Genomic DNA, 22,529 nt, shown 5'->3' with positions numbered 1-22,529 from the left:
TTTTTGATCATCTGCATTCTTTCCTACATCAGAATTCCTGACAGATGCTCAAGAGCCATCGAGCGTATCCGCTTCTCCTCAGGGATATTCTCGTAAAGAAGCGACTCTTTGCCCGCTTCCGCCATCCGCTTGCGGAGAGCAGCAATTCGGCCCTTGCCGGAATCGATAAACCGGAAGTCGAGCTGGCGCAAGCACTCCATTGTTGTTAAGCCGCCCAAGGCTTCCGCCTTGATCCTTGTAGAAATCTCCTTCAGCATTAGAACCTCCAACCGGTCCGCCGTCCACAGATTCCCGATCTCCTGCAAGGATTTCATATAATCCAGTTCAAGCTGCCGAAGATTTCGCATATGCGAGAAATCGCACAAGCGCTCGACTTTCGGCAGCGACAAGTGCAGAAAGGCCAGACGATCCAATGGCGCCAGGTCATCAATATTCACCAGATTGCGGACGGAAGACAACCTCAGCATGCTTATATTCGAATCGGCCAACACGTTAAGCGAACCGTTCACGGTACAGCTGTCTAGGGCCAAATACTTCATCAAGGGCAAATCCACGACAAAATCCAGTTGATCGATGGAGCAGTTCAGGACCAGCGCATCCAGGCGAATGCAGTCGGCAATCGGCGCTAGATCATCGAATTTACCGCTGAGTTCCAGGTATTTTAGAAACTTGTAGCTCCGGATAAAATCGATGCATTGCGTTTTGGGCGAGCGTAACTTAAGAAATTCCATTCGATCCATCGCACCCAACCTGGTTAAATCCTGCCTCTGTTTCAGATCCAGATGCAAAGCAGCAACAAACTTCAATCCCGCGAGCGTCTTCAGAAATTCATCGGTATATCTTCCGTTCGCTTCTGCATGATAAATATGCAGTATCAAGTCCGGACGCTTGGAAAACACCTGCTCGTCCAGCTTCAGCAGATCTTCCGCATCGTCTGCCCCGACAACAAAACCGATGGTTGCACGGCTTCTCAGCTGTTTAACAGCACTATGCATTTTGTCCGTGCTCCAGGGAGCACCGCTCATCGATGCAGCCCACGGCTCGCTCATTTCTTTCGCCTCCATTCTTTGAACTGATCCGGGAGCCTCCACTCCGCCTTAAATCTAGTTAACATAGTACCAAAATATGGGCAAATCTTCCACTTCAACAGAAGAGAAGAAGCCGTCCTTCTTCGTGTCGGCGAAGAGGACAGCTTCTATGCAATTCTAAAAACTCTATTAGGGCGTGTATGCAAACTGTGACGCCATAATTCGGGTAAATAATAAGTATGATGAGACGATATGAAATACGTGATGACCAATGGGAAAAGATTAAGGACCTGGTCAAGTGTTTACAGCCGATTTCGCCGTTGGAAAATCGCCGGCATTTGGGACAAAATCTTAGAGCATGTCTCCACGGAACCTGATTGGAAAGCGTCATGATTTGACGCGACGATCGTCCGTGTTCACCAACATGCAGCGGAAGCAAAGGGGGGCCTCAAGCAAGCAATAGGGCGTTCCCGTGGCGGGCTAACCACCAAAATTCACGCCGTGGTGGATGAGCCACATCTGATTTGCCTTATCCCGGTAGGGACTCGGGCCATGCACCGGGGGGCAACCCTGTTCAATAGCAGCACGGCCAAACGCGCTCTAGACCAAATGTTGACTTCGGGCATGGAGGAGCTAGATTCGTCCGGAAAAGAACGGCTGCTTGGCGTCTTGACGGAGCGTGAAACGGAAGTATTGCAGCTGCTTGTTTACGGAAAGAAAACCACGAAATATCTGCGATTTTATGCATTTCTGAAGGCACAACAAAAACGCACATCCACCATATCATAGAAAAACTTGGGGCGCAGGACCGCACACAGGCAGTGGTCACTACCATTCGAATGAAGCTTGTAAAATAAAAAAGAATCAATTGGAAAGGCTTGCTCGGGGTATCGAGCTTGATATCGGAATACTTCCGTTCGATAATGGCGTTTCACGAGCCTTTACATTTCTTAAAGGAGGATTTGTATCTTTAACAAGTAGGCATATAGAAACAAGCTGGCTGTAGTCACCGGTGCTTCATGCGGAATCGGTAAAGCGTATGCCAAAGAACTGGCGGTACGAGACTGTCTTGTCGTTCTGGCAACGCGTCAAACTATTCAATCTTTTATCGCTGAGTATCACATCGTTGTTGAGCGTAGATTGCAACATTTGGGAAGTTAATGGCGTTATTTATTATAGAATGAAAATCGATAAAAATGAGAGAGGAAAAGGAATGAAATGGCTTGGAGGTTTCATCATTTTAATTGTACTATTGTTAATTATTCTGGTGTCTTGTAAATCTTCATCCAACCAGAATGTGGTTGAATATCGTCAAGAAGTAAGCCAATCAGAAATACCTGCTTTCAGTATATCGGCCAATGAAGTTGTAAGTGTGACAACGCACATGTTGGATTCAGATGATATTGCCGGAGAAACACATGAGGAAAATAATATTAATAAAATAATGAATATTTTAAACCACAATCATGCAATGGATCCCGATGATTCTCCACCGGCGGACTTTTACAGAGAAGTACGCATAAAAAAAATAGATGGATCCTATATAGCACTAAATTTCGGAGGAGGGGGGGCCTTTTTTAAAGAAGAAGATTCAGGATTTTTTTATGTTCTTTCACCAAAAGAAAATTATAAATCCTTAAATTCATTAATTGATTATATTGAAGGTGAAGACTAAATTAACATCATTTATCTTAGAGCATGTCTCTACGGAACCTGATTGGGAAAGCGTTATGATTAACGCGACGAGCATCTGTGTTCACCAACATGCAGCGGGAGCAAAAAGGGGGGCCTCAAGCAAGCAATAGGGCGTTCCCGTGGCGGACTAACCACCAAAATTCACGCCGTGGTGGATGCGCTAGGTAATCCTTTGCGCTTTAAGTTAACGGGAGGCCAATGCCACGATTCGGTAACCGGCTATGAAATGTTAAAGCAAATGGATCTAACGAAAAAACAGGTGTTAGCTGATCAAGCGTACGACACCAATCAAATTCTTCAGCTAATAGAGCAGCAATCCGCCGCACCTGTGATACCCAGTAAGAAAAGTCGCCGCAAACCAAGGAAATGGGATAAAGAAACTTACAAGGAGCGGCATATCATTGAATGTTTCTTCAATAAAGTTAAACATTATCGTCGGTTGGCGACTCGCTTTGATAAGTTAGCAAGCTCATTCAGGGCTTTTTAACGCTGGCATCCATTATGGTTTGGCTCGCTTAGGTTTGCATACACGCCCTAGAAAGTAAGCGTCAAAGAGAGCTTTCCTCCCAACCGGAAAATATAGTATGCTAATCCATATGAGGGGAGAGGATTATTATGGTAAAACAACTGATCATCGGCGATGCAGCGCAGGAGCTGGCTCATACGCGCCGCGTTCTGGAACGCTTGCCCGAGGAGCATATGTCGTGGAAGCCGCACGAGAAATCGATGACGCTCGGCGGGTTGGCCACGCACCTGATTAACCTGCTCAACTGGCAAATCGCGATTTTTCAGTATCCGGAGTTCGATCTTTCGAGTGTGCCGCTGCGGCGGGAGGCTTTGGAAAAACGCGCCGACGTTCTGGAGGAATTCGACGCGAACGTGGGCAAGTTGGAGCAGCTGCTCGCCGAATGCGACGAGAAAACGCTCGGCGAGGAATGGACGCTGCGCCACGGCGACCATATCATCCTCCGCGCGCCGCGGGCGATTGCGCTCCGCACCTTCGGCTTCAGCCACATGGTTCATCATCGGGCTCAGTTAGGGGTATATCTGCGGCTTCTCGATATTCCGGTGCCGGGCATCTACGGTCCATCTGCCGATGAGGCAGCGCAATGAACTAAAACTTCCCGATCGGACAACGTCAAACAGTCGCAGGGTACCGGCATAACCGCCGGCACTCTGCGACTTGTTTAGTTTAATGCTTTTCTATGAGCTGCTTCGTGCTTGACGGGCGAGCATTCCGCTCACGAAGACCATGACCGCGGCCAGCCCAAGAAAATACAAAGGCATGGCGACTAACGAGCCGTCGTGAAGAAAGCTCATGCCGCTCGTTATCAGGCTGACGACAACGTAATAACCCAATCCGAAGATGGCCCCTGCCGTCCCGAGCACGTCCCCGTAATGGATCAGCGCCAGGCTGAGGCAGTTGGGAATGGCCATTCCGATGCCGAGCAGAATAATAAAAATACAGGATACCATTAACACTAAATCCATCACGGTGGCTTTGATCCCGCTAAGGGCAAAACCCGTGAAGCAAAGGGCCCCCACCGACGTAATGAACGTGCCGAGCAAGATAATGCGCTCTGCCTTGAGCATGGTCAGCAGCCTTTTCGACAGCAGCGCGCCGAAAATCGAGGACATCGCCACAAAAATTCCGAAGAAGCCGAACGCAGTAGGTCTCATCTGAAAAAATTCAATAAAAATAAAGGGCGCTTCCGCATAATAACTGAACAAAATGCCGTTGGTCGCTCCAATAAGAAAACCGAATCCCCATACCCTGCGATCGAAGAGCAGACGCTTGACCACCGAGAACGTGTTAATCCTCGAGGCGGCCTGTACTCTGGTCTCGGGCAGGGAGATCCAGGTGTAGGTCAATACGGTTGCGCTCAATATTACCAGCGTGAAGAAAACCGCTCGGAAGCCGAGCGATTGATCTACCCATCCGCCAATCAGCGGCCCTATCGCAGGAGTAAACGCCAGCGCCGCCGAAATCTGGGCAAACACCGCATGGCGTTTGGCTCCAACTACGGTCTCGCGCAAAATCGTTTGCGTGACGACAGAGCCCGTGCTGGCACCAAAAGCCTGTATGAACCGGCTGACCAATAACCATTCGGCCGAACCGGACAGATAGCAGCCCAGGCTGCCCAACCCATAAACCAGGATGCCCCACAGCATCGCGGGGCGCCGTCCGATGGAATCGGACAGCCTCCCCCAGCAATACACGCCAAAGGCAAAGCCCAGAAAGTAAATGCTGAGCGTAAGCTGGATCACATTATTGCCCGCCCCTAAATGATGGGCGATATCCGGTAATGAAGGCGTATATATCGTTTCGCTTATTTGCGGGAAACCCACAAGAACAATAAACAACAGCAGTGACGGTTTTGAGATTTTTCTTTGCACAGCCAAACTCCCCCTTATCGTTTCAGAAAATCTCTAGTTTGCCGGCAAAGGAATTACGGGATCGGGGGTTTGCATTTGGTTAGTCTAGTAAATGAAAGCATTGATAGTTCACCTTTTGTTTGAAAATAAGGGGGGAGTAATCTCTAACGAGCATTATAACAGAATCGCAGGCAAATGGGCTCCTGACTCTCCTCCCGGGGATGCGCTCTGCTATGCATCATTTCCACTTGGAGAGCCATTCCGCCAATTCTTCCGCTTCAGATTTGCATTTAGCGCGGGGCGTTGTACTGTCTAAGCTTTTGCCTTTTGCTCCCTCGTCCGCACGAGATCCGATACGTCGTCGGCCGAACGCTAAATGCAAGAGCCCACGCGTCACGCGTGGGCTCTTGCTCCAAGGCTATACAATCCCCTGCCAGCTCTCATGATACGCTCAATACAGCTCCCAAGTCTCCGTGCATAACGCCGGCAAAGAATCCGCAACACGCTCGCAGTCTTCATACCCCAGGTTGCCGGAATGCGCGAACAAAATCGCATATTCGTCGTTTGTCGGCGCTTCCCTCATATCGAACATATAATGGTTTCCGCTTCCATCCATCGCAAACGACACCGCACCAGGCATATACTCCGGCAGCTCGTAGGCCAGGTTCATCTCCCTCAGGTCATCCGTGTTAAAGAACTGGAAAAGACGTGCTCCCTGTTGAAATTCCCCGCCGTTGGAATACTTCAATAAATCCAAATAGCTTGCGGGAAAGTTTCGCCGAGGCAGCTTCCAGCCCGCAGGATCCAGCGGAACATACTGATCGTAAAATGGGGAGCTTTTGTGAAAAGGATTCACTTGCCTCCCCTTGATTTCATCCATCTCCTGCACGGAAAGCCCTGCATTCCACTCCATAACAAAACGGGCAATTTGTTCTTCGGCGACACCCGCGCGTATGTCGTACGCATGCTCAAAATCGATATTCCACATCTTCGCCGGCCTCCGTTCCAATACTTCCTTCCTCGCAACTTCTTCAAACATTATAAAGGAAATACTGGAAAAAGAAATCATGCCGCGGGAATCAGGTGCTTTCTATGTTCATGGATTTGCGGCAACGGCGGCGGTCACAGATGGGTTCCTCCGCTGGCATCGATGCACTGACCGGTGATCCAGCGGCTGTCCGGCGAAGCCAGAAACGCCGCGATATCCGCGATATCCCCCGGCTCCCCCCACCTTCCGAACATCGAATAGTCGGCCCCGAACCGATACGAGTCAGGATCCTGCAGCATTCCGGCATTCATGTCGGTAGCTACGAATCCGGGCAGTATCGCATTGATCGTGATTCCGCGGGATGCCAGCTGGCTCGACAAGGAGAGCGTCAGCGCATTAATGGCTCCCTTCGTCATCGTGTACGCCGGAATATTGGGCAGGGAAATCCGGGTGACCGCAGACGATAAATTGATGATGCGCCCATTGTCCCGAAGGCGGGGAAGAGCTTGCTGTATCAGGAAGAACGGCGTTTTCACGTTAAGATGCATCACTTCGTCAAAGCTCTGCTCCGTGGTTTCCTCGATGGTCTCCACCAAGCCGATCCCTGCGTTGTTAACCAGGATGTCCATATGCGTGCTGCCCGTCCGGTCGTTCAACGCCTCATCCAGCGACTCGAACAGGGCATTTACCCCCTCCAAGGAGCGGAGGTCCGCCCCAACCGCAAAAGCCTCCCCTCCCGCCTGTGCAATCTCGCGGACGACCTCTTCCGCAGCCTCCCTATTCTTGCCGTAGTGAACGGCGACCATGGCTCCTTCCTTCGCCAATCGGTTCGCGATGGCACGTCCGATGCCCCGGCTGGAGCCCGTAACCAAAGCCGTTGTTCCATTCCATGTTTTCATGTTCTCATCATCTCCTCTTCTTCTTTCACTTTCAGTTTTATCACAGCCCCCATTTTGAAATGTTGCGCTCCTATTCCCGTCTCCGCTCGATTTCAAACATCATAAAAAAGCCCCTCCTTGATAGGGGGGCTGGAATGCAGGCATTAGCGCCGACCTGCAAGCTTATGAAAATTAAAAATCATTTACATTCCATGTGAAGATTATTATAATGAGTATATCAAAAGAGCTGCGCAACCTATGTTTGCATAAAGCGATTAAAGGATGAGTTTTTCCTTTAATCGCTTTTTTTGTGAGCTTGTTGAAAGTCATGGAGGTATATCGTATGAAAAAAAGAGCGTTTGATATGATCATGCTGCTCATCGGGGCATTTATTTTTGCGCTGGCGGTCAATTTATTCGTCATTCCCAACGATTTTGGCGAAGGCGGCGTTACCGGGATATCGATCATCCTGTTTTATGTGCTGAAATGGTCGCCGGCGCTGGTCGGCATTGTGATTAACGGGATATTGCTGATGATCGGATACAAGCTGTTGGATAAAAAAACGACGGTTTACACCATCATCGCCGTTGCCTTTCATTCCCTGTTCCTGCACTTGACGGAGAACTGGCGCATCGCGTCGGATGAGCCGGTGATCAACGCCATTTTCGCCGGACTGTTCGCCGGCGTCGGGATCGGACTCATCGTCCGGGTGGGCGGAACGACGGCAGGCACGGTGATACTGGCTCGTCTGGCCAATAAATATTGGGATTGGAACATCAGTTATGCCCTGCTGTTCTTTGACCTGATCGTGGCCGGACTGTCCGTTTTCGTGATCGGAATCGAGAAGGTGATGTTCACCGTGGTCATCCTCTACATCGGCACCAAGGCAATGGAATTCATCATTGAGGGCTTGAACCCCAAAAAAGCCGTTACCATCATCTCGACACATCATGACCGCATTGCCATCCGGGTGACGGAGATTATGGACCGCGGGGTGACCGTGCTCCGGGGGTACGGATATTACACCGGTCAGACCAAAGACGTGCTATACATCGTCATCAGCAAACAGGAAGTTTCCATGCTCAAAAAAATCGTCCGTGCCGAGGATAAAAACGCCTTTGTCACCATCCACGACGTACGTGACGTGTTCGGGGAAGGATTTATTGATATTTCGAAGTAAAGCCGGACTTATCGTTAGATAAAAAAAGATCGAAACCATCGCTGAGGCGGGCTTCGATCTTTTTTCGTAATAACTCGGCTCCATCGAAGGATCAGGGGGACATATATCTTCCATATTCCAGCCCGAGATCCGTAATCGCATCGTCCGATACGGACAGAAGCGAAACATTCTCACCTTCCGCGCCCATCCACTGCACGCCCAGCACAAGACCAAGCTCCGATTCTGCCGCAAACAGAAAGGAAAACATGTCCGGACGCACCTCTCCTTGGTCATCCACTCTCCACGTCGAGCTCGGATCGTACTTCGCCGGATAATCGTAAAACAGACAGCCGCTCTCGCGTTTCAGCGCCAAGCTGGCCAGCATATCGTCACCTTCTCTGACGAACTGCACCAGATAGAGGGACTCTCCGTCCGGAAGCTGAATAAGCGGCCATGCCTGCTCTAGCGCTCTCCCCTTGCTGTTCTTGATCTCCTGCAGCACTTGTCCATCGGCCTGCTCCGGCTTGGCCGGCTGGATGGTCAGCAGCGCCTCTTTCGGAACATGGTGCTTTGGAATGATGAAGTACGTTGCATTCGGGGCGGCCGTCCCCTCCGTCACCTCGTACAGCTGCCCGGCCTGATGGCTGAAATTCTGCGAAGTTTGCCTGCCGTTATCTTCTTCCGTCGCTTGCTGTTCACCCGCATATTGGACCGGAAGCGGCTCGCCGCCCTGGCCGATGGCAATCAGCGAGGCTTCTTCATCCTGAATCGCGGCATCCGGATTAACGAGCAGCCTATGCCCCGTTTCGTCGGAAAATGCAAAGGTCCCTTCCTGTAAGGCAGCCACATTCCGGATCACCAAGGGTTGGTCCTCCTTTACGTCAGGGGCCGGCTCCACGCTCGAAACGGGCGGGGGTTCGACTTTCCCATTCTCCGAATCGGCGCATGCGGTCAAGGTACAAATGGCTGTCATGAACAGCGCTGCCCATATCTTTTTCATGCCTTCAGCTCCTGTAATAAGATTCCAACTCTTCCATAACCTCAGACGAAAAAATGGCCGAAAAAGTTGATGTCAAAGTTCCTTTTATTTGTATTTTTCCATGACAAAATCGGATGTTTTTTTGCATTTTCGCTACATAAAACACGGGATAATGGCTGATTAACTTACACCTAATGACAGGTTCATAGAAATATTTAATGAGTTTGCAAAAAACATTTTATTGGTAATACGAGGCAAGATTCTATAAAATTCTTTTTAACTTAAAAATGCTGAGTGCAAACTTTTAATGGTTTTGTACAAATGGTTCAAGACGGACGTCCCTTTCCTGCAACACCAACGATTTTTCTCGCAATTCTACTTTAACGATTTGAAGGAGTGCATCGCAAAAGTGACTACGAATATTTCTGTAACTTCACCCCTTACTGCCGCGCAAGAATATGTGGAATCCATCTATAACCAAGTTGTAGCCCGCGATCCGCATGAGTCCGAGTTTCACCAAGCCGTCCGGGAATTTGTGGATTCCCTCGTCCCAGTGTTAGCCCAGCACCCGAAATATCGTGAACATGGCATTCTGGAGCGCCTTGTCGAGCCGGAGCGCATGGTCACCTTCCGCGTACCTTGGGTGGATGATCAAGGCAAAACGCAAGTCAACCGCGGATTCCGCGTTCAGTTTAACAGCGCACTGGGCCCGTACAAAGGCGGCATCCGGTTCCATCCGTCGGTTTATGCCGGCATCGTCAAGTTCCTCGGTTTTGAGCAAATCTTCAAAAACTCGCTCACCGGCCAGCCCATCGGCGGCGGCAAAGGCGGTTCGGACTTCGATCCGAAAGGCAAATCCGATCAGGAAGTCATGCGTTTTACCCAGAGCTTCATGACCGAGCTGTACCGTCATATCGGACCTGATTCCGATGTGCCTGCCGGCGATATCGGCGTGGGCGCTCGCGAGATCGGTTATATGTTCGGCCAATACAAACGCATCCGCGGAGGACATGAGGCCGGCGTGCTGACAGGCAAAGGCGTCATTTATGGCGGAAGCCTGGCACGTACGGAAGCAACCGGTTACGGCTGCGTCTACTTCGTACAGGAGATGCTGGCTGCGAAGGGCCTTAGCTTCCAGGACAGCCGCGTCGTGGTGTCCGGTTCGGGCAACGTCTCCATCTACGCCATCGAAAAGGCACAGCAGCTCGGTGCGCACGTCATCGCATGCAGCGACTCTAACGGATATCTGTATGATCCGGAAGGAATTAACCTTGAAACCGTCAAGCTGCTCAAGGAGCGGGATCGTCTGCGGATCAGCGAATACGTGAAGATTCATCCGCATGCCGTATACACCGAAGGCTGCACGGGAATCTGGACGCTTCCATGCGATATCGCACTCCCTTGCGCCACGCAGAATGAGCTCGACGCCGACGCTGCCAAAACCCTCATCTCGAATGGAGTGAAGGCCATCGGCGAGGGCGCGAACATGCCTTCCACGTTGGAGGCGATTGAGCTGTTCATCAGCAAGGGCGTATTGTTTGGACCGGCTAAAGCCGCCAATGCAGGCGGAGTTGCCGTATCGGCTCTCGAGATGAGCCAAAACAGCATGAGAATGTCATGGACGTTTGAAGAGGTGGATGCGAAGCTCCATCAAATCATGAAGAATATTTACAACAGTGCGGTAGATGCTGCCGAAGAGTATGGCGTAGCCGGCAATCTTGTGGCCGGTGCCAACATCGCAGGCTTTATCAAAGTGGCCGATGCCATGATCGCGCAAGGAATCGTATAAATCACACAAAAAAAGCCCTGCCGCATATGCGGCAGGGCTTTTTGCAGCTTATAGGAGCTCGCTGCGGAGCTGTTCGGCCGATTTTGGCGACAGGTACCCGAGCGGAATGTCAAACACCGTTTTGGCGCCCTGCTGTCCCTCTCTGCTCAAGCGATGCGCAGCTCTTGCATAAGACACGAGCACGCTTGCCGTAAATTCAGGGTTGCTGTCCAGCTTCAGGCCAAATTCAACAATTTGCTTGCTTCCGTTTCCGGTAACCCCGCTGCGGATGACAAATCCGCCGTGAGGCATCCCGGCATGCTCAGCCTCAAGCTCTTCCTGCGTAATGAAGGTAACGGTTGTATCGTAATCGGAGAAATAGTTCGGCATCGACACAATCGTCTGACGGATTTGCTCTTGGTCCGCGCCCTCTTCCGCAACGACGAAACAATCTCTCCGGTGCTTCTCGCGAGTGGCAAGCTCCGGTGTCTCGCCGGAACGGATCTGGTTAATAACCTCTTCTACAGGAACCGTGTATTGAACGCCTGCTTTCACTCCGGGTACGCGACGGATCGCATCGGAGTGGCCTTGGCTTACGCCTTTGCCCCAGAACGTATAATCTTTGCCTTCCGGCAAAATCGCTTCGGCAAGCAGACGGTTCATGGAGAACAAGCCCGGATCCCAGCCTGTCGAGATGACGCTGATATGGCCGCCGCCCATCGCCGCTTTGTTAACCTCCTGGAAAAACTCAGGAATTTTAGCGTGCGTGTCAAAGCTGTCTACCGTATTGAACATGCTGGCAAGCTGTGGCGTTTGCTCCGGCAAATCGGTAGCCGAACCGCCGCACAGAATCATCACGTCAATCTTCCCGATATATTGCTCTGCCACTGAAATATGCTCGAAACGCGCACCGGAATTGGCCGGCATTTGCTGCGGGTCTCTGCGCGTGAAGATGGCTACCAGCTCCAAATCCGGATTTTGCCCAATAGCTTTCTGCACGCCCTTGCCCAAGTTTCCATAACCTACGATCCCTACTTTAATAGTTGCGTTCAATGTTATCCTCCCTTTGTCAGTCCATTTGCTTTGACATGATGTTTATGTACTGCTTTAAAGTATAAGTATATAGACATCACACTAATTGTAAACTATTTTATATGAAGAGGAAATTGTTTCTAGCTGCGTCATTCATATTTTCACCTGCTACCCGATAACTTGAACAACGTTTCCTTCCTGATCCTTGATTTCCGTCTTCACGATGTCAATTCGGATTCCAGGTAAACCGGAAAGCTCGAAGGTGCTGACCTGCGGAACCAAACGGCTTGAGAATTCACCCGCCGTCCGATCGTCCAGGATCAACGTAACATCTCCATCCTCCGCGGTCCAGCGGCTCTCGTTCCCCGGCTCAAATACGACCCGAACCTCCGGACCTACAAGGCTCAAGCTCTTCTCCTTCAGAATTCGCCCCTGCAGCAGCTTGCCGATGATGCCCGCCTGCTTGGCGCCGATTTGGAGCGCAGCCGGGGTTTTGCTTAACCAGCCCTTTTTTCCCGGTTCAAAAGCCAGCTGGCTCACATATAGAAATCCGGTGTTCGAGCCTTCCTCCTTCATTCCTCTAGCCACGGTTTCCGAGATCGAAGGTACCTTAAGAAACGAATCCCGATTCAAATCCGTTATGTAAAGCGGCATATGTTCTGCACAAGCTTGCAGCACGCCAAGCGTATTCCAGGTCTGCATCGCCTCAAGCTCTTCCCGGGTAATGCCGATCATCTGCAGGAATTCGACCCGCCCATTCGGTGTATCCATGGCCGGCAGCTCGGGATCCTCGACAAAGGCGAGTGCGGTCAGCTGCGTATCGGCACCCAGGCAGATCGGTCCATTGGCATCCAAATAATCGCCCGAGCGAAAAATATTCCCGCTATTAAACACGTATCTCCCCATATTCTGAAGCAGATTTAGCGCCCATGCCGGCGGCTCTTCCTCATCCTCCGGCTTAGCCAGCCTCAACGTCAATTCGAATCCGTAACCGCTCTCCTCCAGATGATCCGATTCTCTATCATACAGCTCGCTAAAACCATAGGTAACCATATGCCAATGCGGCATTGGCGTATCCAAGACATAAGCGCTGATTCCATTCAGCGGATCAGGTCCTCCAAGCGCATACGGAATCAGCGCTCCGTAATGCTTCGGCTCCTGCTCTCCATATAACTTCAGCAGCGCCTCGTCAATCGCGTCCCAGCCGGGTGCGTTATCTTCATATGTCATATCCTGTTCCCTCCCATTATCGTTTCCATCCTAAACTTCACCCTATCCGCCCCCGTTAAATCATATACCCTTCCATTAGGCGGCGCATTCAACAATTATCGATAATACAAGCAAGGCAGCTTCAGGACGATAGCCCATCATCCTCCTTCACTTCATTATATAGGACATATTGGGGAATGAAGAAGTTTCCAGAGAAGTGTATAATAGTACCATATCAACAAAGGAGCCTACATGTTCATGAAATAACGAACGGCATTATCAGTAACCTTAACGCTCACCGCTTCGCTTACAGTCTCTTCTCTGGCCCTGCAGCCGGCATCTGCCGACGCGGCCTCCGCCAAGGAATGGATACAAATTTCCGAACGGACGTCCTATTACGGCGAAGCGGCTAACGGCCAGCCTAACGGACGCGGCACCATCAAGTGGGGCAACGGCAAACAATATTCCGGCGATTTCATGGACGGGAAGCGTGCCGGGAGCGGTAAATACATTAACGAATACCAATTGGACGGCGAAACGCATAAGGTGGTGTACAGCGGCCGCTGGAACCATGACAAAATGGATGGCGAAGGCATCCTGACCCATAAGGTGACATTGCCGGACGGGTCCGTCCGATGGAACCAGATCCAGAAAGGGATATTCAAGGCAGGCGTCTTCCAAAGCGGATACGATGTCATTCATGCCGTGGCCGATCCCGACTACAGCTTTACCTACAAGAAGGGCAAGGAACTGCTCGTGATTATGGGCACCAATCAGAACATGAAGAAAAACTGGGCGAGCGGAACGATGTTCAGCGCTCAATACAAGAATGGTTCCGTCAACCATCGTTACTCGATCTTCCCGGCCAATTCGGCGGCCGAGCAGCGTCAGAACGACGCCGCGCTCCGATACTTCAAGAGCATTCAAACCAAAATGGCTCCGCATCTGCAGCAATTCGAAGCCTTGTCCAAGCAGGTTCCGTTAAAATAACCCGCCATAAAAAGAACCCGGTATTGCCAAGGCAGAACCGGGTTCTTTGATTTGACCGGAAGGAATTCACCGTCTTTCTGCGCACGTCCCCCGTTCAGAAGCGTGACCGATTTATCGATTCGCCGCTAACGCGTCTCCATCGTCTTGGCTCCTTCAATCGACAGCGCCAAGCGGCGCTGGTTGGCTGTAGGGCAAACGATCAAAGAATTGTCGGGCCGCCGGATTCAGCTCACTCAGGCTTATTCCGTCATCCCTATTGTGCCGTCCAGCCGCCATCCACAAGCAGCAAGGTGCCCGTAACGAGGTCGGATGCCGGCGATGCCAAATAGATAACGGCGCCGGCCACATCACCTATGGTGCCGATCCGGCCTGCCGGGATCCGTGCCAATACGCCGTCCCGGAACTCGGGGGAGTCCAATCTTTCGGCCGTTCCCGGCGTATGGATGAAGGTGGGACCGACCGCATTGATGTTGACGCCCCGGCTGGACCACTCCAGCGCCAGCACCTTCGTCAGCTGGTTAACGCCGCCCTTGGAGGCGCAATAGGCAGCGCCTTCGGTAATCCCGACGATGCTGACCTGCGAGCTGACGTTGATGATTTTTCCATAGCCCTGCTCCAGCATGAGGCGGCCGGCAGCCTGACAGCAGAAAAATACGCCCTTCAAATTAACGTCCATCATCTCGTCCCAGTAATCTTCCGTGATGTCTTCCGCGAGCATGCCCTCTCCCAAACCCGCGTTATTGACCACGATATCCAGACGGCCAAAGTCCTTGGCTACCTGTCCAAATACGAATCGGATCTGCTCCACATTGCGCACATCCAGCTCATAGGCCTTGGCCTGGCCTCCCGCCATGAAGATTTCCTCAACCAATCGATCCAGCGACGCTTTGCTACGTGCCATAACGGCAACCTTGGCTCCTGCCGCTGCGAGCGCTTGGGCTAGTCCGTAACCGATGCCTTTGCTGGCACCCGTCACGATTGCGATTTTATCCTGAATGCTGAAATTGGGCTGCATGGTAACCTCCATCACCTTGGATTCGTTTGTGTAGTTACATTAAAGCATGACGTCTTGGCCTCGGGCAATCATTTCGGATGTTCTGAGAGCAAAGGCTGTCCAACACTCCTGAAACACGAAATCCGCATCCATAGAGGAATCTACGCATCAGGGATAGAAGTGAGGAATATCGTATCGTTGTATTTTAGTATGAAGGTATGGAGGATCCAAAAATGAGCGAACGGTTAACCGAAGCGCAGCAACAAGCGATTCTTCATGTCGAATCGTTAGCGGCGAACGCACGGAAGAGCACCTCGGCCATGACGGAGCATATTTTACGAAAACATGGAAAAGAATCCGTGACGATGCGCCGACAGTTAAAGCTCATCGAAAAGCATGCCCGGGTCACGTTGAATTTCCATCCGGATCGGATACTGCCTACAGGCCGCTCCGTTATCGAATCTCTCCTGACGGAAGGCGTATATCATAACCAGTTCATCACGAGCGTGACCAACGGAAGCCGTACGGCCTACCCGGGCGGCGACCGCGACCAATGGGAACGGCTCCTGTTTGGCGGAGCCTACCAGCAGCCCGGCGTTCGCCATGACGAGCGGCCGAAGTACGGCGCACTCAATCTCATGAATTATGCTGACGGGGGGTCTCCCCGCTTCGGTTCTTGTTTTCTGGTGCTGTCCCCGGGCATATTGAAGCGCAGCACCTTTACATTCGGTGACAGTCACGCAGGTCCCGAGTTTGTAGGCACCATACGTCAGTGGGATTCGATTCTCGCTGCGCTCTTGCAGCAAGTGGAATCCACCGGCTCGGCCCTGGGTTCTCCGAATGTAAATATTCCAGCTATGCTGGAGCGGCTGATTCATCTTCCTTCATCGCATACCGGTCCCACCGGACCGGTCGGCCGCTCCTTGGACGATTATATTGAAGCACAGATCCATGGTCCCATCGACTTATCCAGCGATGCGGAGGCCCTGGTTGCCGATCCGTCCTACAAGCATACCCCGATCGGCCGCCTGCTCCACGCGCTGTGTGAGCGATATCATCTTGCCCTGTCCTGGCATCCGGGGTTCTCTCTTGCCGTGCAGGATGTCCCCAATAACTTCCGGGGACCCGCCATGCCGCCGCTCGCCAAGCGGATCGACCAGAGCTACGCAGGCTCGAAAGGCGTCCTGGATGCGGCCATCATCGGCAAAGCGGCTGCTCACCTGGAGGATGATCCAAGCTCTTGGAGCGATTGGGGAACCTATGAAGAAACTTTTCAGCATCTCAAACAGCTGTGGCATGTGCTCGTAAAATATGGACATCCGAATCCGAATGCCGCAGACCGCTAAGCGGCATTTGCAGCTTGCGTTTCCAACGGAATCTCAGCTCGCGGATACAGGGACATAGCATAGCATGGCTAGCGAAATCCGTGCAGAAACGGCTAGGCCTACCTGCTATGACTTCTTATATATTGATCTTAGAAAGGATGATGACCGGATGGATTGGGTCCAGCGGATGAATGAAGCCATCGGCTATATAGAAGCGCACATAACCGAGGAGATCGATTACGCTGAAGCGGCGAAGATCGCCTGCTGCTCTGTATACCATTTTCAACGCATGTTTCCGTTCGTTACGGATGTCACGCTCTCCGAATACATACGGAGACGGAGATTGACGCTGGCCGCTTACGAGCTGCAAAACAGCGACATCAAGGTCATCGACCTTGCACTTAAATACGGCTATGATTCCCCGGAGGCGTTCGCGCGTGCATTCCAGAACATGCACGGCACAACGCCGACGGCCGCCCGCCAAGCCGGTACCAAGCTGAAGGCCTATCCCCGCATCTCCTTTCAATTCTCCATGCGAGGGGCTGCCGAAATGAATTACAGAATCGAAGAAATGAAGGCATTTTCCGTTGTCGGTTTCAAGAAGCAAGTAAGCACGCAGCGCGCCTATGAAGAGGTTCCTTTTCTCTGGAAAGGCGCCCATGCGGAAGGCATCTTCGACAAGCTGTGGAACTACCGTGCGCAAGACCATCCCATCCGGGGAATTCTCGGGGTTTGTGCAGACGGCGACTACGGAAAGAACGAGTATTTCGACTACATCATGTCCGTCGTATCGACGCATAATCCTCCGGAACCGATGGTGTTGCGGCATTTCCCTGCCGCTGCATGGGCGGTATTCGAGCTGGAAGGAGATCCGAGCCGTATTGCGGAGATGTGGAAGCGTCTTTATACCGAGTGGATCCCGTCCCATGCCTACGATCTAGCGCCGCTGCCTGCAATCGAATGCTATCTTCCCCCGGACGAGTATAAGAACGAATTATGGATTCCTGTCATTCGAAAGGCGCAATAAGTATTGCTGCTGAAGACATGTTTAGGGGCTCACCGCATCAAAAGTCATAAATCACGGCCGACTATGGTGCAGTGATTCCCCATCATGTTTTCCTGCCGAAATGAAACAGCCCCAGCGCCAACCATCCCGCCGTTAACAATGCCGCCGTGCCGATGAGCACCGGATAGGGCCCAAAATGATCAATCGTTTACTCTATACTGATTAACGCGTCGGCAGGCGGATAAACTAGATATCCTCCATGCGCATCAAGATGGAAATATAAAAAAAACCGCTCTTCATCAGAGCGGTTTGCGGCTTTTCGCATAAGTTTGTATATAAGGCTAGAAAGTCCGTCCTTTGATGCCTGCGGTGTTCCTGTCAGATCCGGCTATTCCGTTTGAACGGGAATCATGATCATAAACTCAGGGTCATCCGTATACGGGTCTTGACTCATCGGATATTGTTCAAAATGCGTTAAATGATCCGGGTTGTATTCCGAGTAGCCTTGTTCCGCAATCCAGGCATAGATATTGTTGTAAGATTGGTCGATGCTCTGCCCTTTGCGATGGGAACAAGCGGCATAGGTTAATGCGGGAACGGATATCGTAACCATCCCTTCCGGTACTTCCTCAATCCGCTCCACTTCGACGACGGCATAATGGATGAATCCGTCACCCCCGGGAGCCGCGTGGTAAGATAACCCCAGCAGGGTGTCCGCATGGATTGCGTGAGGAATCTCCGCGAGCCGCTCTTGCAGCGTCCGCTGCACCGCCCGGATTCCGCCCGCGCCTGCCTCGGCAAATGTGCCCTCCCATTTCAATCCAACCGCCTGAAATGCCGGCTTTCTTGTAACCGCTGCTTCATTTCGTTGATCAATGTTCATCGGTAAATACTCCTTTATCCTCTTTTTAGTTTCATTATATACTTGAACTATGCCAGAAACTGTCACAGTATATAAAATACTCAAGGAGCAGATTTATGCCCAAAACCGAACGGATCCTTAACGTCATGCAGCGAGTGTATGAACGGCAGAACTTCACCGTCGGCGAGTTAGCCGAGGAATTCTCGGTCTCGTATCGTACGATGCTCCGCTATCTTCATGAACTGTCTCGGCTAGGCGTTCCCTTATACGCCAATGAAGGAAAGAATGGCGGCTATTCCATCCTGACTTCTCGGCAGAAGCGGGAACGATCCGAGCAGACGAACGAGACCATTCAGCGGATCATCAAACCGCGGACGCTGATCGTCGGCCTGGAGATGAAGCTCCCCTTCACGGCCTATTACATGTCTCAGGCCCTCAAGCCCAGGCTGTGGCAGGAGCTTCAAAACCGGATGGAGGAGATTCCCTATATCCGCCATAAAACGCCGAACCCCTTGTTTATTGCTGCTGTTTTGAATCGGCAGCCGATCTATCATTATGTAGCAGGGTTCGAGGTCAGCACGATCCGGGATATGCCGGAGCGGATGGTGGGTTTAACCCTGCCGACGCAGGAGTATGCGATGTACACCCATGAGGGCCATTCCGAGCGGGAGGATACCGACCAGTCCTACTCCTATGTTCTTCAGCTGCTGAAACAACGCGGACTTATGCCGAACCCCGAACACTACAGCTTGGAGCTGAGAACCTCGGTGCATGCCTCGAAGACCCAGATCTACATCCCTATAACCTGAATCAGGGAATTTCACTTTCGGGAAATGGTACGCTGCGGATGCGCATATTCAGGTTTACCCCTTGGCGATATAAAAAAGCGAGCCCGGATCCTTTCCGGAGCTCGCCTTTGCTCGATTAAATGGCTTTCGGATTGTCGACCACGGGATTTACATCCGCATCATAATCCACGCCGTCGGTTTCAAAGCCGAACAACTGGAAGAACTCGCGGCGGTAACCGGCAAGGTCGGTCAAGTCTTCGATATTTTCACTGGTCACTTTGCTCCACAATTCGGCTACTTCGGCCTGAACGTCCTCGCGAAGCTCCCAATCGTCGATACGGATACGGCCCTTCTCGTCCACCGGGGTTTCTTGCCCGTTATAGAGACGATCGGAGAACAGACGGTAAATCTGCTCGATGCAGCCCTCGTGCAGCCCCTTTTCCTTCATGACTTTGTACAGCGCCGATACGTACAGCGGCACGACCGGAATCGCCGAGCTGGATTGAGTCACTAACGCTTTGCTCACCGTAACGTATGCGCGTCCGCCTCCGGTGGCAAGCTTCTCGCTCAGTTTCAGCGCGGTGGCCTCCAAGTGATCCTTGGCTTGTCCAATAGATCCGTCCCGGTAAATGGCCTTGGTAATCTCGGAGCCGATATAAGAGAACGCAATGGTCGTCACGTCAGGAGCCAATACGCCGCCTTCCGCCAGCTCGTTCATCCACAATTCCCAATCGTCGCCGCCCATGACCTCAACGGTGTTCCTCACTTCCTCTTCCGTTGCCGGTTCAATCGTAACCTCCGTCACTTCACCGGTGTGGAAGTTAACCGTTTTGTTGGTATACGCTGGTCCGATCGGCTTCAATACCGAGCTGACCGTCTCGCCTGTTTCAGGGAGCGTGCGGCGAGCCGATGCAACGCTGTAGACCACGAGATCGACCTGGCCCAGCTCTTTGCGGATCAGTTCAACCGTTTTGGCTTTGGTCTCCTGCGTGAAGGCATCTCCCGTCACGCTGTACGATTTCAAGCCGGCGGCATCCGCTGCCTTCTCGAAAGCGGCCGAATTGTACCAGCCCGCGGATGCGGTCCGTTTCTCGGTGGCCTGGCTTGGACGATACACGCCTACGGTATTCGCCCGGGCGCCGAATGCGGCAGCTATTCTGGCCGACAAGCCATACCCCGTGGAGGCGCCGATGACCAGCACATTGCGCGGCCCTTCGATTCCAGGCTGCTTCAGTACATAATCGATCTGCTCCTGCACTTGGGCTTCGCAGCCTACAGGATGGGATGTCGTGCAAATAAATCCGCGTGTTCTAGGTTTAATGATCATATTTATATACCTCTCTTCTCGTATCCGTCGTTTCATACCTTATGTATGGTCTGCCAAGTTCCCCTCTATTTTAACTGTTTTTAGCGGAGAGAGGAAATGTTTTGACGGGAAAATCAAGAAAACCTCCCTTTGGTGTGACGGAGGCTTCAGCCTGCATTCCTTCCAAAGAGAGGTTCTTTATGTTTAATGCGCTATATCTGCTACCATAAAATACCGAACGGATTATTTGAATGAAGCATAGCCCTGGTCGGCCATGACCACGCTGCCCGTAATCGCAGCCGCTTCATCCAGCGACACGAGATACACGGTATCGGCGACCACCTCGGGCTGCGTCAATTCTCCGCCCATGACTTTGGCTCTCATGGAATCCAGCATGCCGGAATCTTTATAGCCCTGGATGATCGGTGTATCGACGGCTCCAGGAGCAACAGCCACGACACGAATGCCGTATGGCGCCAGTTCAAGCGCGGCGGATTTGCTCATCATGATGACGGCACCCTTTGTCGCATGGTAAGCAAATGTTCCCGGCGAAGCCAAGAAGCCGAATACGGAAGCCGTGTTGATGATAACGCCTTTAATGCCCAGTTCTTTCATTTTTCTGCCTGCCGCGATGATACCGTAGGCAACCCCGTGCTGATTCACGTTAATCGTGCGATGGTAAAGATCCATATTTTGTTCAAGGACCGGCCCGGCGCCGCCAATGCCGGCATTGTTGTGCATGACGTCGATGCGGCCGTAGAGCTCAACCGCTTTATCCACAAGCGCCTCGACGCTTTCTTGCTTGGAAACGTCGACTTGAACGAATGAAGCTTCGCCGCCTTCTGCTTTGATCATATCGACGGTCTCTTGCCCGGCAGTTTCATTAAAATCGGCAACGACGACGCGATCGCCTTTTCTTGCGAATTTAAGGGAGACCTGGCGACCGATTCCGCTCGCTCCGCCGGTAATTACCGCTACACGTTGTTCTGACATTATCAATGACCTCCTAGGGTAAAATAGCGTTATGATTTGAACATTGTGTGTCCATGTCCTTGTGTTCATTGTAATCCCGGGTTATATTTAAGTAAATTTAAACATAATTAATGTTACTTAACTTTTATTTAAGGATGAAAGCCATATGAATCTTGAACAATTGGAATATATCGTGGAGACGGCCAAGACAGGATCGTTAACCAAGGCAGCCCAGAATTGCAACGTCACCCTTTCCGCGGTGAGCCAAGCCGTGTCCAGCCTGGAAGCCGAGTTCGGTTTTTCTTTGTTCACCCGTTCCCGGCTTGGTGCCGTACCTACGGCCGAAGGTCAGCGGATCCTGCAGAAGGCTTATGCCATTTTGGAGCAATTTCAGGAGCTGAGGGCAGAGGCCGAAGGCTATTCTAATTTGCTTGGCGGGTCATTGCGGATTGCTACCGTACCGGTGCCTTTAACGCTGTCCATCGATGCCATTATCCGGTTCAAAAAAGACTTTCCGCAAATCAAACTCGACATCACGGAGAAAGCGACGCTCGATATTATTGAGGATATTAAGCAGAATCACGCGGATATCGGTCTGATCTTCGTTGATGAATCCATCATTCATCAGCATCGCGGCCTGCATTTCGGGAAGCTCCTCGAGAGCAAATTCGTGGTGGGGGTCAGTCGCCAATCCCCTCTCGCCATGCGGCAATCGATCACGCCCGAAGAGCTCCGCGAGTATCCCTTGGTACTGTATAAGGATGACAATCTGTTCAAGCTGATGGATGTATTCCAGGAGCAGTACGGGGACATGGATGTGTTATTCTCCACCAACCAGACGAGGGTCATACAGAAGCTCGTCGAAGAGAATGTGGCGGTTACGGTAGGGGTCGACTTGTCCTTCACCAGCTTCGCCTCCGTTCCTTCGGGAAACATCGTGACGCTGGAGCTGGAGATGCCTCCCGGCCTCGCCGCTTCCTCCTTCGGGTGGGTACAGCCCGGAACCCACCACCTGTCGAAGCCGGCGTCGATCTTTCTGGACAAGCTGAAGCATCAGATTGGATAAGGGGCTTAGGTTCGCCGAATGAAAAGCCAACCGGCAAATAGGGTCGTGGCATTATACCAGTCTCCCCGTTCGCCGGTTGGCTTTTTTAACAAGCTCCGTAATTATGTT

The 22,529-nt window shown here is 51.8% G+C and carries 22 protein-coding genes and 2 pseudogenes; 13 read left to right on the top strand and 11 right to left on the bottom strand.

What is annotated here, in order from left to right; all coding sequences use genetic code 11:
- Positions 1–23: 23 nt before the first annotated feature.
- Positions 24–1,049: a hypothetical protein gene (locus tag JNUCC32_RS01045; protein WP_192570821.1), complete on the bottom strand. Its 1,026-nt coding sequence runs from the start codon at positions 1,047–1,049 to the stop codon at positions 24–26.
- Positions 1,050–1,424: 375 nt separating this feature from the next.
- Here JNUCC32_RS01045 and JNUCC32_RS31495 point away from each other — a divergent pair.
- From JNUCC32_RS31495 to JNUCC32_RS01020, 6 genes and pseudogenes are all read left to right on the top strand, one after another.
- A pseudogene (locus JNUCC32_RS31495) lies at positions 1,425–1,538 on the top strand (IS5/IS1182 family transposase); the annotation flags it as partial.
- A 159-nt stretch (positions 1,539–1,697) separates the two neighbouring features.
- Positions 1,698–1,885 (top strand): annotated as a pseudogene (locus JNUCC32_RS31820) (response regulator transcription factor); the annotation flags it as partial.
- Between the two features lie 139 nt (positions 1,886–2,024).
- Entirely contained in the window at positions 2,025–2,189 is a 165-nt protein-coding gene (locus JNUCC32_RS31815; protein WP_192572566.1) for an SDR family NAD(P)-dependent oxidoreductase, read from the top strand.
- 52 nt (positions 2,190–2,241) lie between these two features.
- Positions 2,242–2,703 (top strand): hypothetical protein, encoded by a 462-nt coding sequence (locus tag JNUCC32_RS01030; RefSeq protein ID WP_192570820.1) that lies wholly within the window; start codon positions 2,242–2,244, stop codon positions 2,701–2,703.
- Between the two features lie 75 nt (positions 2,704–2,778).
- Entirely contained in the window at positions 2,779–3,210 is a 432-nt protein-coding gene (locus tag JNUCC32_RS31810) for an IS5 family transposase (RefSeq protein WP_192572565.1), read from the top strand.
- 128 nt (positions 3,211–3,338) lie between these two features.
- Positions 3,339–3,836: a DinB family protein gene (locus tag JNUCC32_RS01020; protein WP_192570819.1), complete on the top strand. Its 498-nt coding sequence runs from the start codon at positions 3,339–3,341 to the stop codon at positions 3,834–3,836.
- Between the two features lie 90 nt (positions 3,837–3,926).
- Here the strand turns inward: JNUCC32_RS01020 and JNUCC32_RS01015 are convergent, their stop codons facing one another.
- The 3 genes from JNUCC32_RS01015 to JNUCC32_RS01005 form a co-directional block, all read right to left on the bottom strand.
- Entirely contained in the window at positions 3,927–5,120 is a 1,194-nt protein-coding gene (locus JNUCC32_RS01015) for a multidrug effflux MFS transporter (protein WP_192570818.1), read from the bottom strand.
- Positions 5,121–5,550: 430 nt separating this feature from the next.
- On the bottom strand, positions 5,551–6,087 hold the full coding sequence (locus JNUCC32_RS01010) for an SMI1/KNR4 family protein (protein ID WP_192570817.1): 537 nt from the start codon (positions 6,085–6,087) through the stop codon (positions 5,551–5,553).
- 134 nt (positions 6,088–6,221) lie between these two features.
- On the bottom strand, positions 6,222–6,986 hold the full coding sequence (locus JNUCC32_RS01005; protein ID WP_192570816.1) for an SDR family oxidoreductase: 765 nt from the start codon (positions 6,984–6,986) through the stop codon (positions 6,222–6,224).
- A gap of 322 nt (positions 6,987–7,308) precedes the next feature.
- Between JNUCC32_RS01005 and JNUCC32_RS01000 the strand changes: the two genes are divergently transcribed.
- A complete protein-coding gene (locus JNUCC32_RS01000) occupies positions 7,309–8,145 on the top strand; it encodes a YitT family protein (protein WP_009595825.1) in 837 nt (278 codons plus the stop codon).
- Positions 8,146–8,236: 91 nt separating this feature from the next.
- Here JNUCC32_RS01000 and JNUCC32_RS00995 read toward each other — a convergent pair whose 3' ends face one another.
- Positions 8,237–9,124, bottom strand: coding sequence for a hypothetical protein (locus JNUCC32_RS00995; protein WP_192570815.1), 888 nt, complete (start codon positions 9,122–9,124; stop codon positions 8,237–8,239).
- 388 nt (positions 9,125–9,512) lie between these two features.
- Here JNUCC32_RS00995 and gdhA point away from each other — a divergent pair, with 388 nt between their 5' ends.
- Positions 9,513–10,892, top strand: a complete 1,380-nt coding sequence (gdhA, locus tag JNUCC32_RS00990) for an NADP-specific glutamate dehydrogenase (RefSeq protein WP_036659860.1) — start codon at positions 9,513–9,515, stop codon at positions 10,890–10,892.
- 48 nt (positions 10,893–10,940) lie between these two features.
- Here the strand turns inward: gdhA and JNUCC32_RS00985 are convergent, their stop codons facing one another.
- Both JNUCC32_RS00985 and JNUCC32_RS00980 read right to left on the bottom strand, forming a co-directional pair.
- Complete coding sequence (locus JNUCC32_RS00985) at positions 10,941–11,924, bottom strand: diaminopimelate dehydrogenase (RefSeq protein ID WP_015737036.1); 984 nt, start codon at positions 11,922–11,924, stop codon at positions 10,941–10,943.
- 147 nt (positions 11,925–12,071) lie between these two features.
- Positions 12,072–13,133, bottom strand: coding sequence for a suppressor of fused domain protein (locus JNUCC32_RS00980; RefSeq protein WP_192570814.1), 1,062 nt, complete (start codon positions 13,131–13,133; stop codon positions 12,072–12,074).
- Between the two features lie 456 nt (positions 13,134–13,589).
- Between JNUCC32_RS00980 and JNUCC32_RS00975 the strand changes: the two genes are divergently transcribed.
- A complete protein-coding gene (locus JNUCC32_RS00975) occupies positions 13,590–14,102 on the top strand; it encodes a hypothetical protein (RefSeq protein WP_228468854.1) in 513 nt (170 codons plus the stop codon).
- Between the two features lie 253 nt (positions 14,103–14,355).
- Here the strand turns inward: JNUCC32_RS00975 and JNUCC32_RS00970 are convergent, their stop codons facing one another.
- Positions 14,356–15,117, bottom strand: a complete 762-nt coding sequence (locus JNUCC32_RS00970; protein WP_192570813.1) for an SDR family NAD(P)-dependent oxidoreductase — start codon at positions 15,115–15,117, stop codon at positions 14,356–14,358.
- Between the two features lie 212 nt (positions 15,118–15,329).
- On the opposite strand from JNUCC32_RS00970, the gene JNUCC32_RS00965 reads away from it, so the two are divergent.
- Entirely contained in the window at positions 15,330–16,442 is a 1,113-nt protein-coding gene (locus JNUCC32_RS00965) for a DUF3626 domain-containing protein (RefSeq protein ID WP_192570812.1), read from the top strand.
- A 148-nt stretch (positions 16,443–16,590) separates the two neighbouring features.
- A complete protein-coding gene (locus tag JNUCC32_RS00960) occupies positions 16,591–17,448 on the top strand; it encodes an AraC family transcriptional regulator (protein ID WP_192570811.1) in 858 nt (285 codons plus the stop codon).
- A gap of 367 nt (positions 17,449–17,815) precedes the next feature.
- On the opposite strand, the gene JNUCC32_RS00955 is transcribed toward JNUCC32_RS00960, so the two are convergent.
- The gene (locus tag JNUCC32_RS00955) at positions 17,816–18,310 is read right to left on the bottom strand and encodes a GyrI-like domain-containing protein (protein WP_096776358.1); all 495 of its coding nucleotides are present in this window, start codon (positions 18,308–18,310) and stop codon (positions 17,816–17,818) included.
- Positions 18,311–18,405: 95 nt separating this feature from the next.
- Between JNUCC32_RS00955 and JNUCC32_RS00950 the strand changes: the two genes are divergently transcribed.
- Positions 18,406–19,098, top strand: a complete 693-nt coding sequence (locus tag JNUCC32_RS00950) for a GyrI-like domain-containing protein (protein ID WP_192570810.1) — start codon at positions 18,406–18,408, stop codon at positions 19,096–19,098.
- Positions 19,099–19,213: 115 nt separating this feature from the next.
- Here the strand turns inward: JNUCC32_RS00950 and fabV are convergent, their stop codons facing one another.
- Both fabV and JNUCC32_RS00940 read right to left on the bottom strand, forming a co-directional pair.
- Positions 19,214–20,404, bottom strand: coding sequence for an enoyl-ACP reductase FabV (gene fabV, locus JNUCC32_RS00945; protein ID WP_192570809.1), 1,191 nt, complete (start codon positions 20,402–20,404; stop codon positions 19,214–19,216).
- Positions 20,405–20,626: 222 nt separating this feature from the next.
- Positions 20,627–21,376 carry an SDR family NAD(P)-dependent oxidoreductase gene (locus JNUCC32_RS00940; protein WP_015737046.1) on the bottom strand — a complete coding sequence of 250 codons (750 nt, stop codon included), beginning with the start codon at positions 21,374–21,376 and terminating at the stop codon, positions 20,627–20,629.
- 145 nt (positions 21,377–21,521) lie between these two features.
- Between JNUCC32_RS00940 and JNUCC32_RS00935 the strand changes: the two genes are divergently transcribed.
- Positions 21,522–22,421, top strand: a complete 900-nt coding sequence (locus JNUCC32_RS00935; protein WP_145036905.1) for a LysR family transcriptional regulator — start codon at positions 21,522–21,524, stop codon at positions 22,419–22,421.
- Positions 22,422–22,529: the final 108 nt, after the last annotated feature.

Origin of the sequence: Paenibacillus sp. JNUCC32 (genome assembly GCF_014863545.1) — a bacterium.
Classification (GTDB): Bacteria; Bacillota; Bacilli; order Paenibacillales; family Paenibacillaceae; genus Paenibacillus_AQ; species Paenibacillus_AQ lautus_A.
The sequence above is the reverse complement of the archived record's forward strand: the minus strand, read 5'-3'. Positions and strand labels throughout refer to the sequence as shown.

Coding starts and splice junctions, on each gene's coding strand:
- JNUCC32_RS01045 (WP_192570821.1), bottom strand. CDS start 1,049: ATGAGCGAGCCGTGGGCTGCATCGATGAGCGGTGCTCCCTGGAGCACG.
- JNUCC32_RS01030 (WP_192570820.1), top strand. CDS start 2,242: ATGAAATGGCTTGGAGGTTTCATCATTTTAATTGTACTATTGTTAATT.
- JNUCC32_RS01020 (WP_192570819.1), top strand. CDS start 3,339: ATGGTAAAACAACTGATCATCGGCGATGCAGCGCAGGAGCTGGCTCAT.
- JNUCC32_RS01010 (WP_192570817.1), bottom strand. CDS start 6,087: ATGTGGAATATCGATTTTGAGCATGCGTACGACATACGCGCGGGTGTC.
- JNUCC32_RS01005 (WP_192570816.1), bottom strand. CDS start 6,986: ATGAAAACATGGAATGGAACAACGGCTTTGGTTACGGGCTCCAGCCGG.
- JNUCC32_RS01000 (WP_009595825.1), top strand. CDS start 7,309: ATGAAAAAAAGAGCGTTTGATATGATCATGCTGCTCATCGGGGCATTT.
- JNUCC32_RS00995 (WP_192570815.1), bottom strand. CDS start 9,124: ATGAAAAAGATATGGGCAGCGCTGTTCATGACAGCCATTTGTACCTTG.
- JNUCC32_RS00980 (WP_192570814.1), bottom strand. CDS start 13,133: ATGACATATGAAGATAACGCACCCGGCTGGGACGCGATTGACGAGGCG.
- JNUCC32_RS00975 (WP_228468854.1), top strand. CDS start 13,590: ATGGACGGGAAGCGTGCCGGGAGCGGTAAATACATTAACGAATACCAA.
- JNUCC32_RS00970 (WP_192570813.1), bottom strand. CDS start 15,117: ATGCAGCCCAATTTCAGCATTCAGGATAAAATCGCAATCGTGACGGGT.
- JNUCC32_RS00965 (WP_192570812.1), top strand. CDS start 15,330: ATGAGCGAACGGTTAACCGAAGCGCAGCAACAAGCGATTCTTCATGTC.
- JNUCC32_RS00960 (WP_192570811.1), top strand. CDS start 16,591: ATGGATTGGGTCCAGCGGATGAATGAAGCCATCGGCTATATAGAAGCG.
- JNUCC32_RS00955 (WP_096776358.1), bottom strand. CDS start 18,310: ATGAACATTGATCAACGAAATGAAGCAGCGGTTACAAGAAAGCCGGCA.
- JNUCC32_RS00950 (WP_192570810.1), top strand. CDS start 18,406: ATGCCCAAAACCGAACGGATCCTTAACGTCATGCAGCGAGTGTATGAA.
- fabV (WP_192570809.1), bottom strand. CDS start 20,404: ATGATCATTAAACCTAGAACACGCGGATTTATTTGCACGACATCCCAT.
- JNUCC32_RS00940 (WP_015737046.1), bottom strand. CDS start 21,376: ATGTCAGAACAACGTGTAGCGGTAATTACCGGCGGAGCGAGCGGAATC.
- JNUCC32_RS00935 (WP_145036905.1), top strand. CDS start 21,522: ATGAATCTTGAACAATTGGAATATATCGTGGAGACGGCCAAGACAGGA.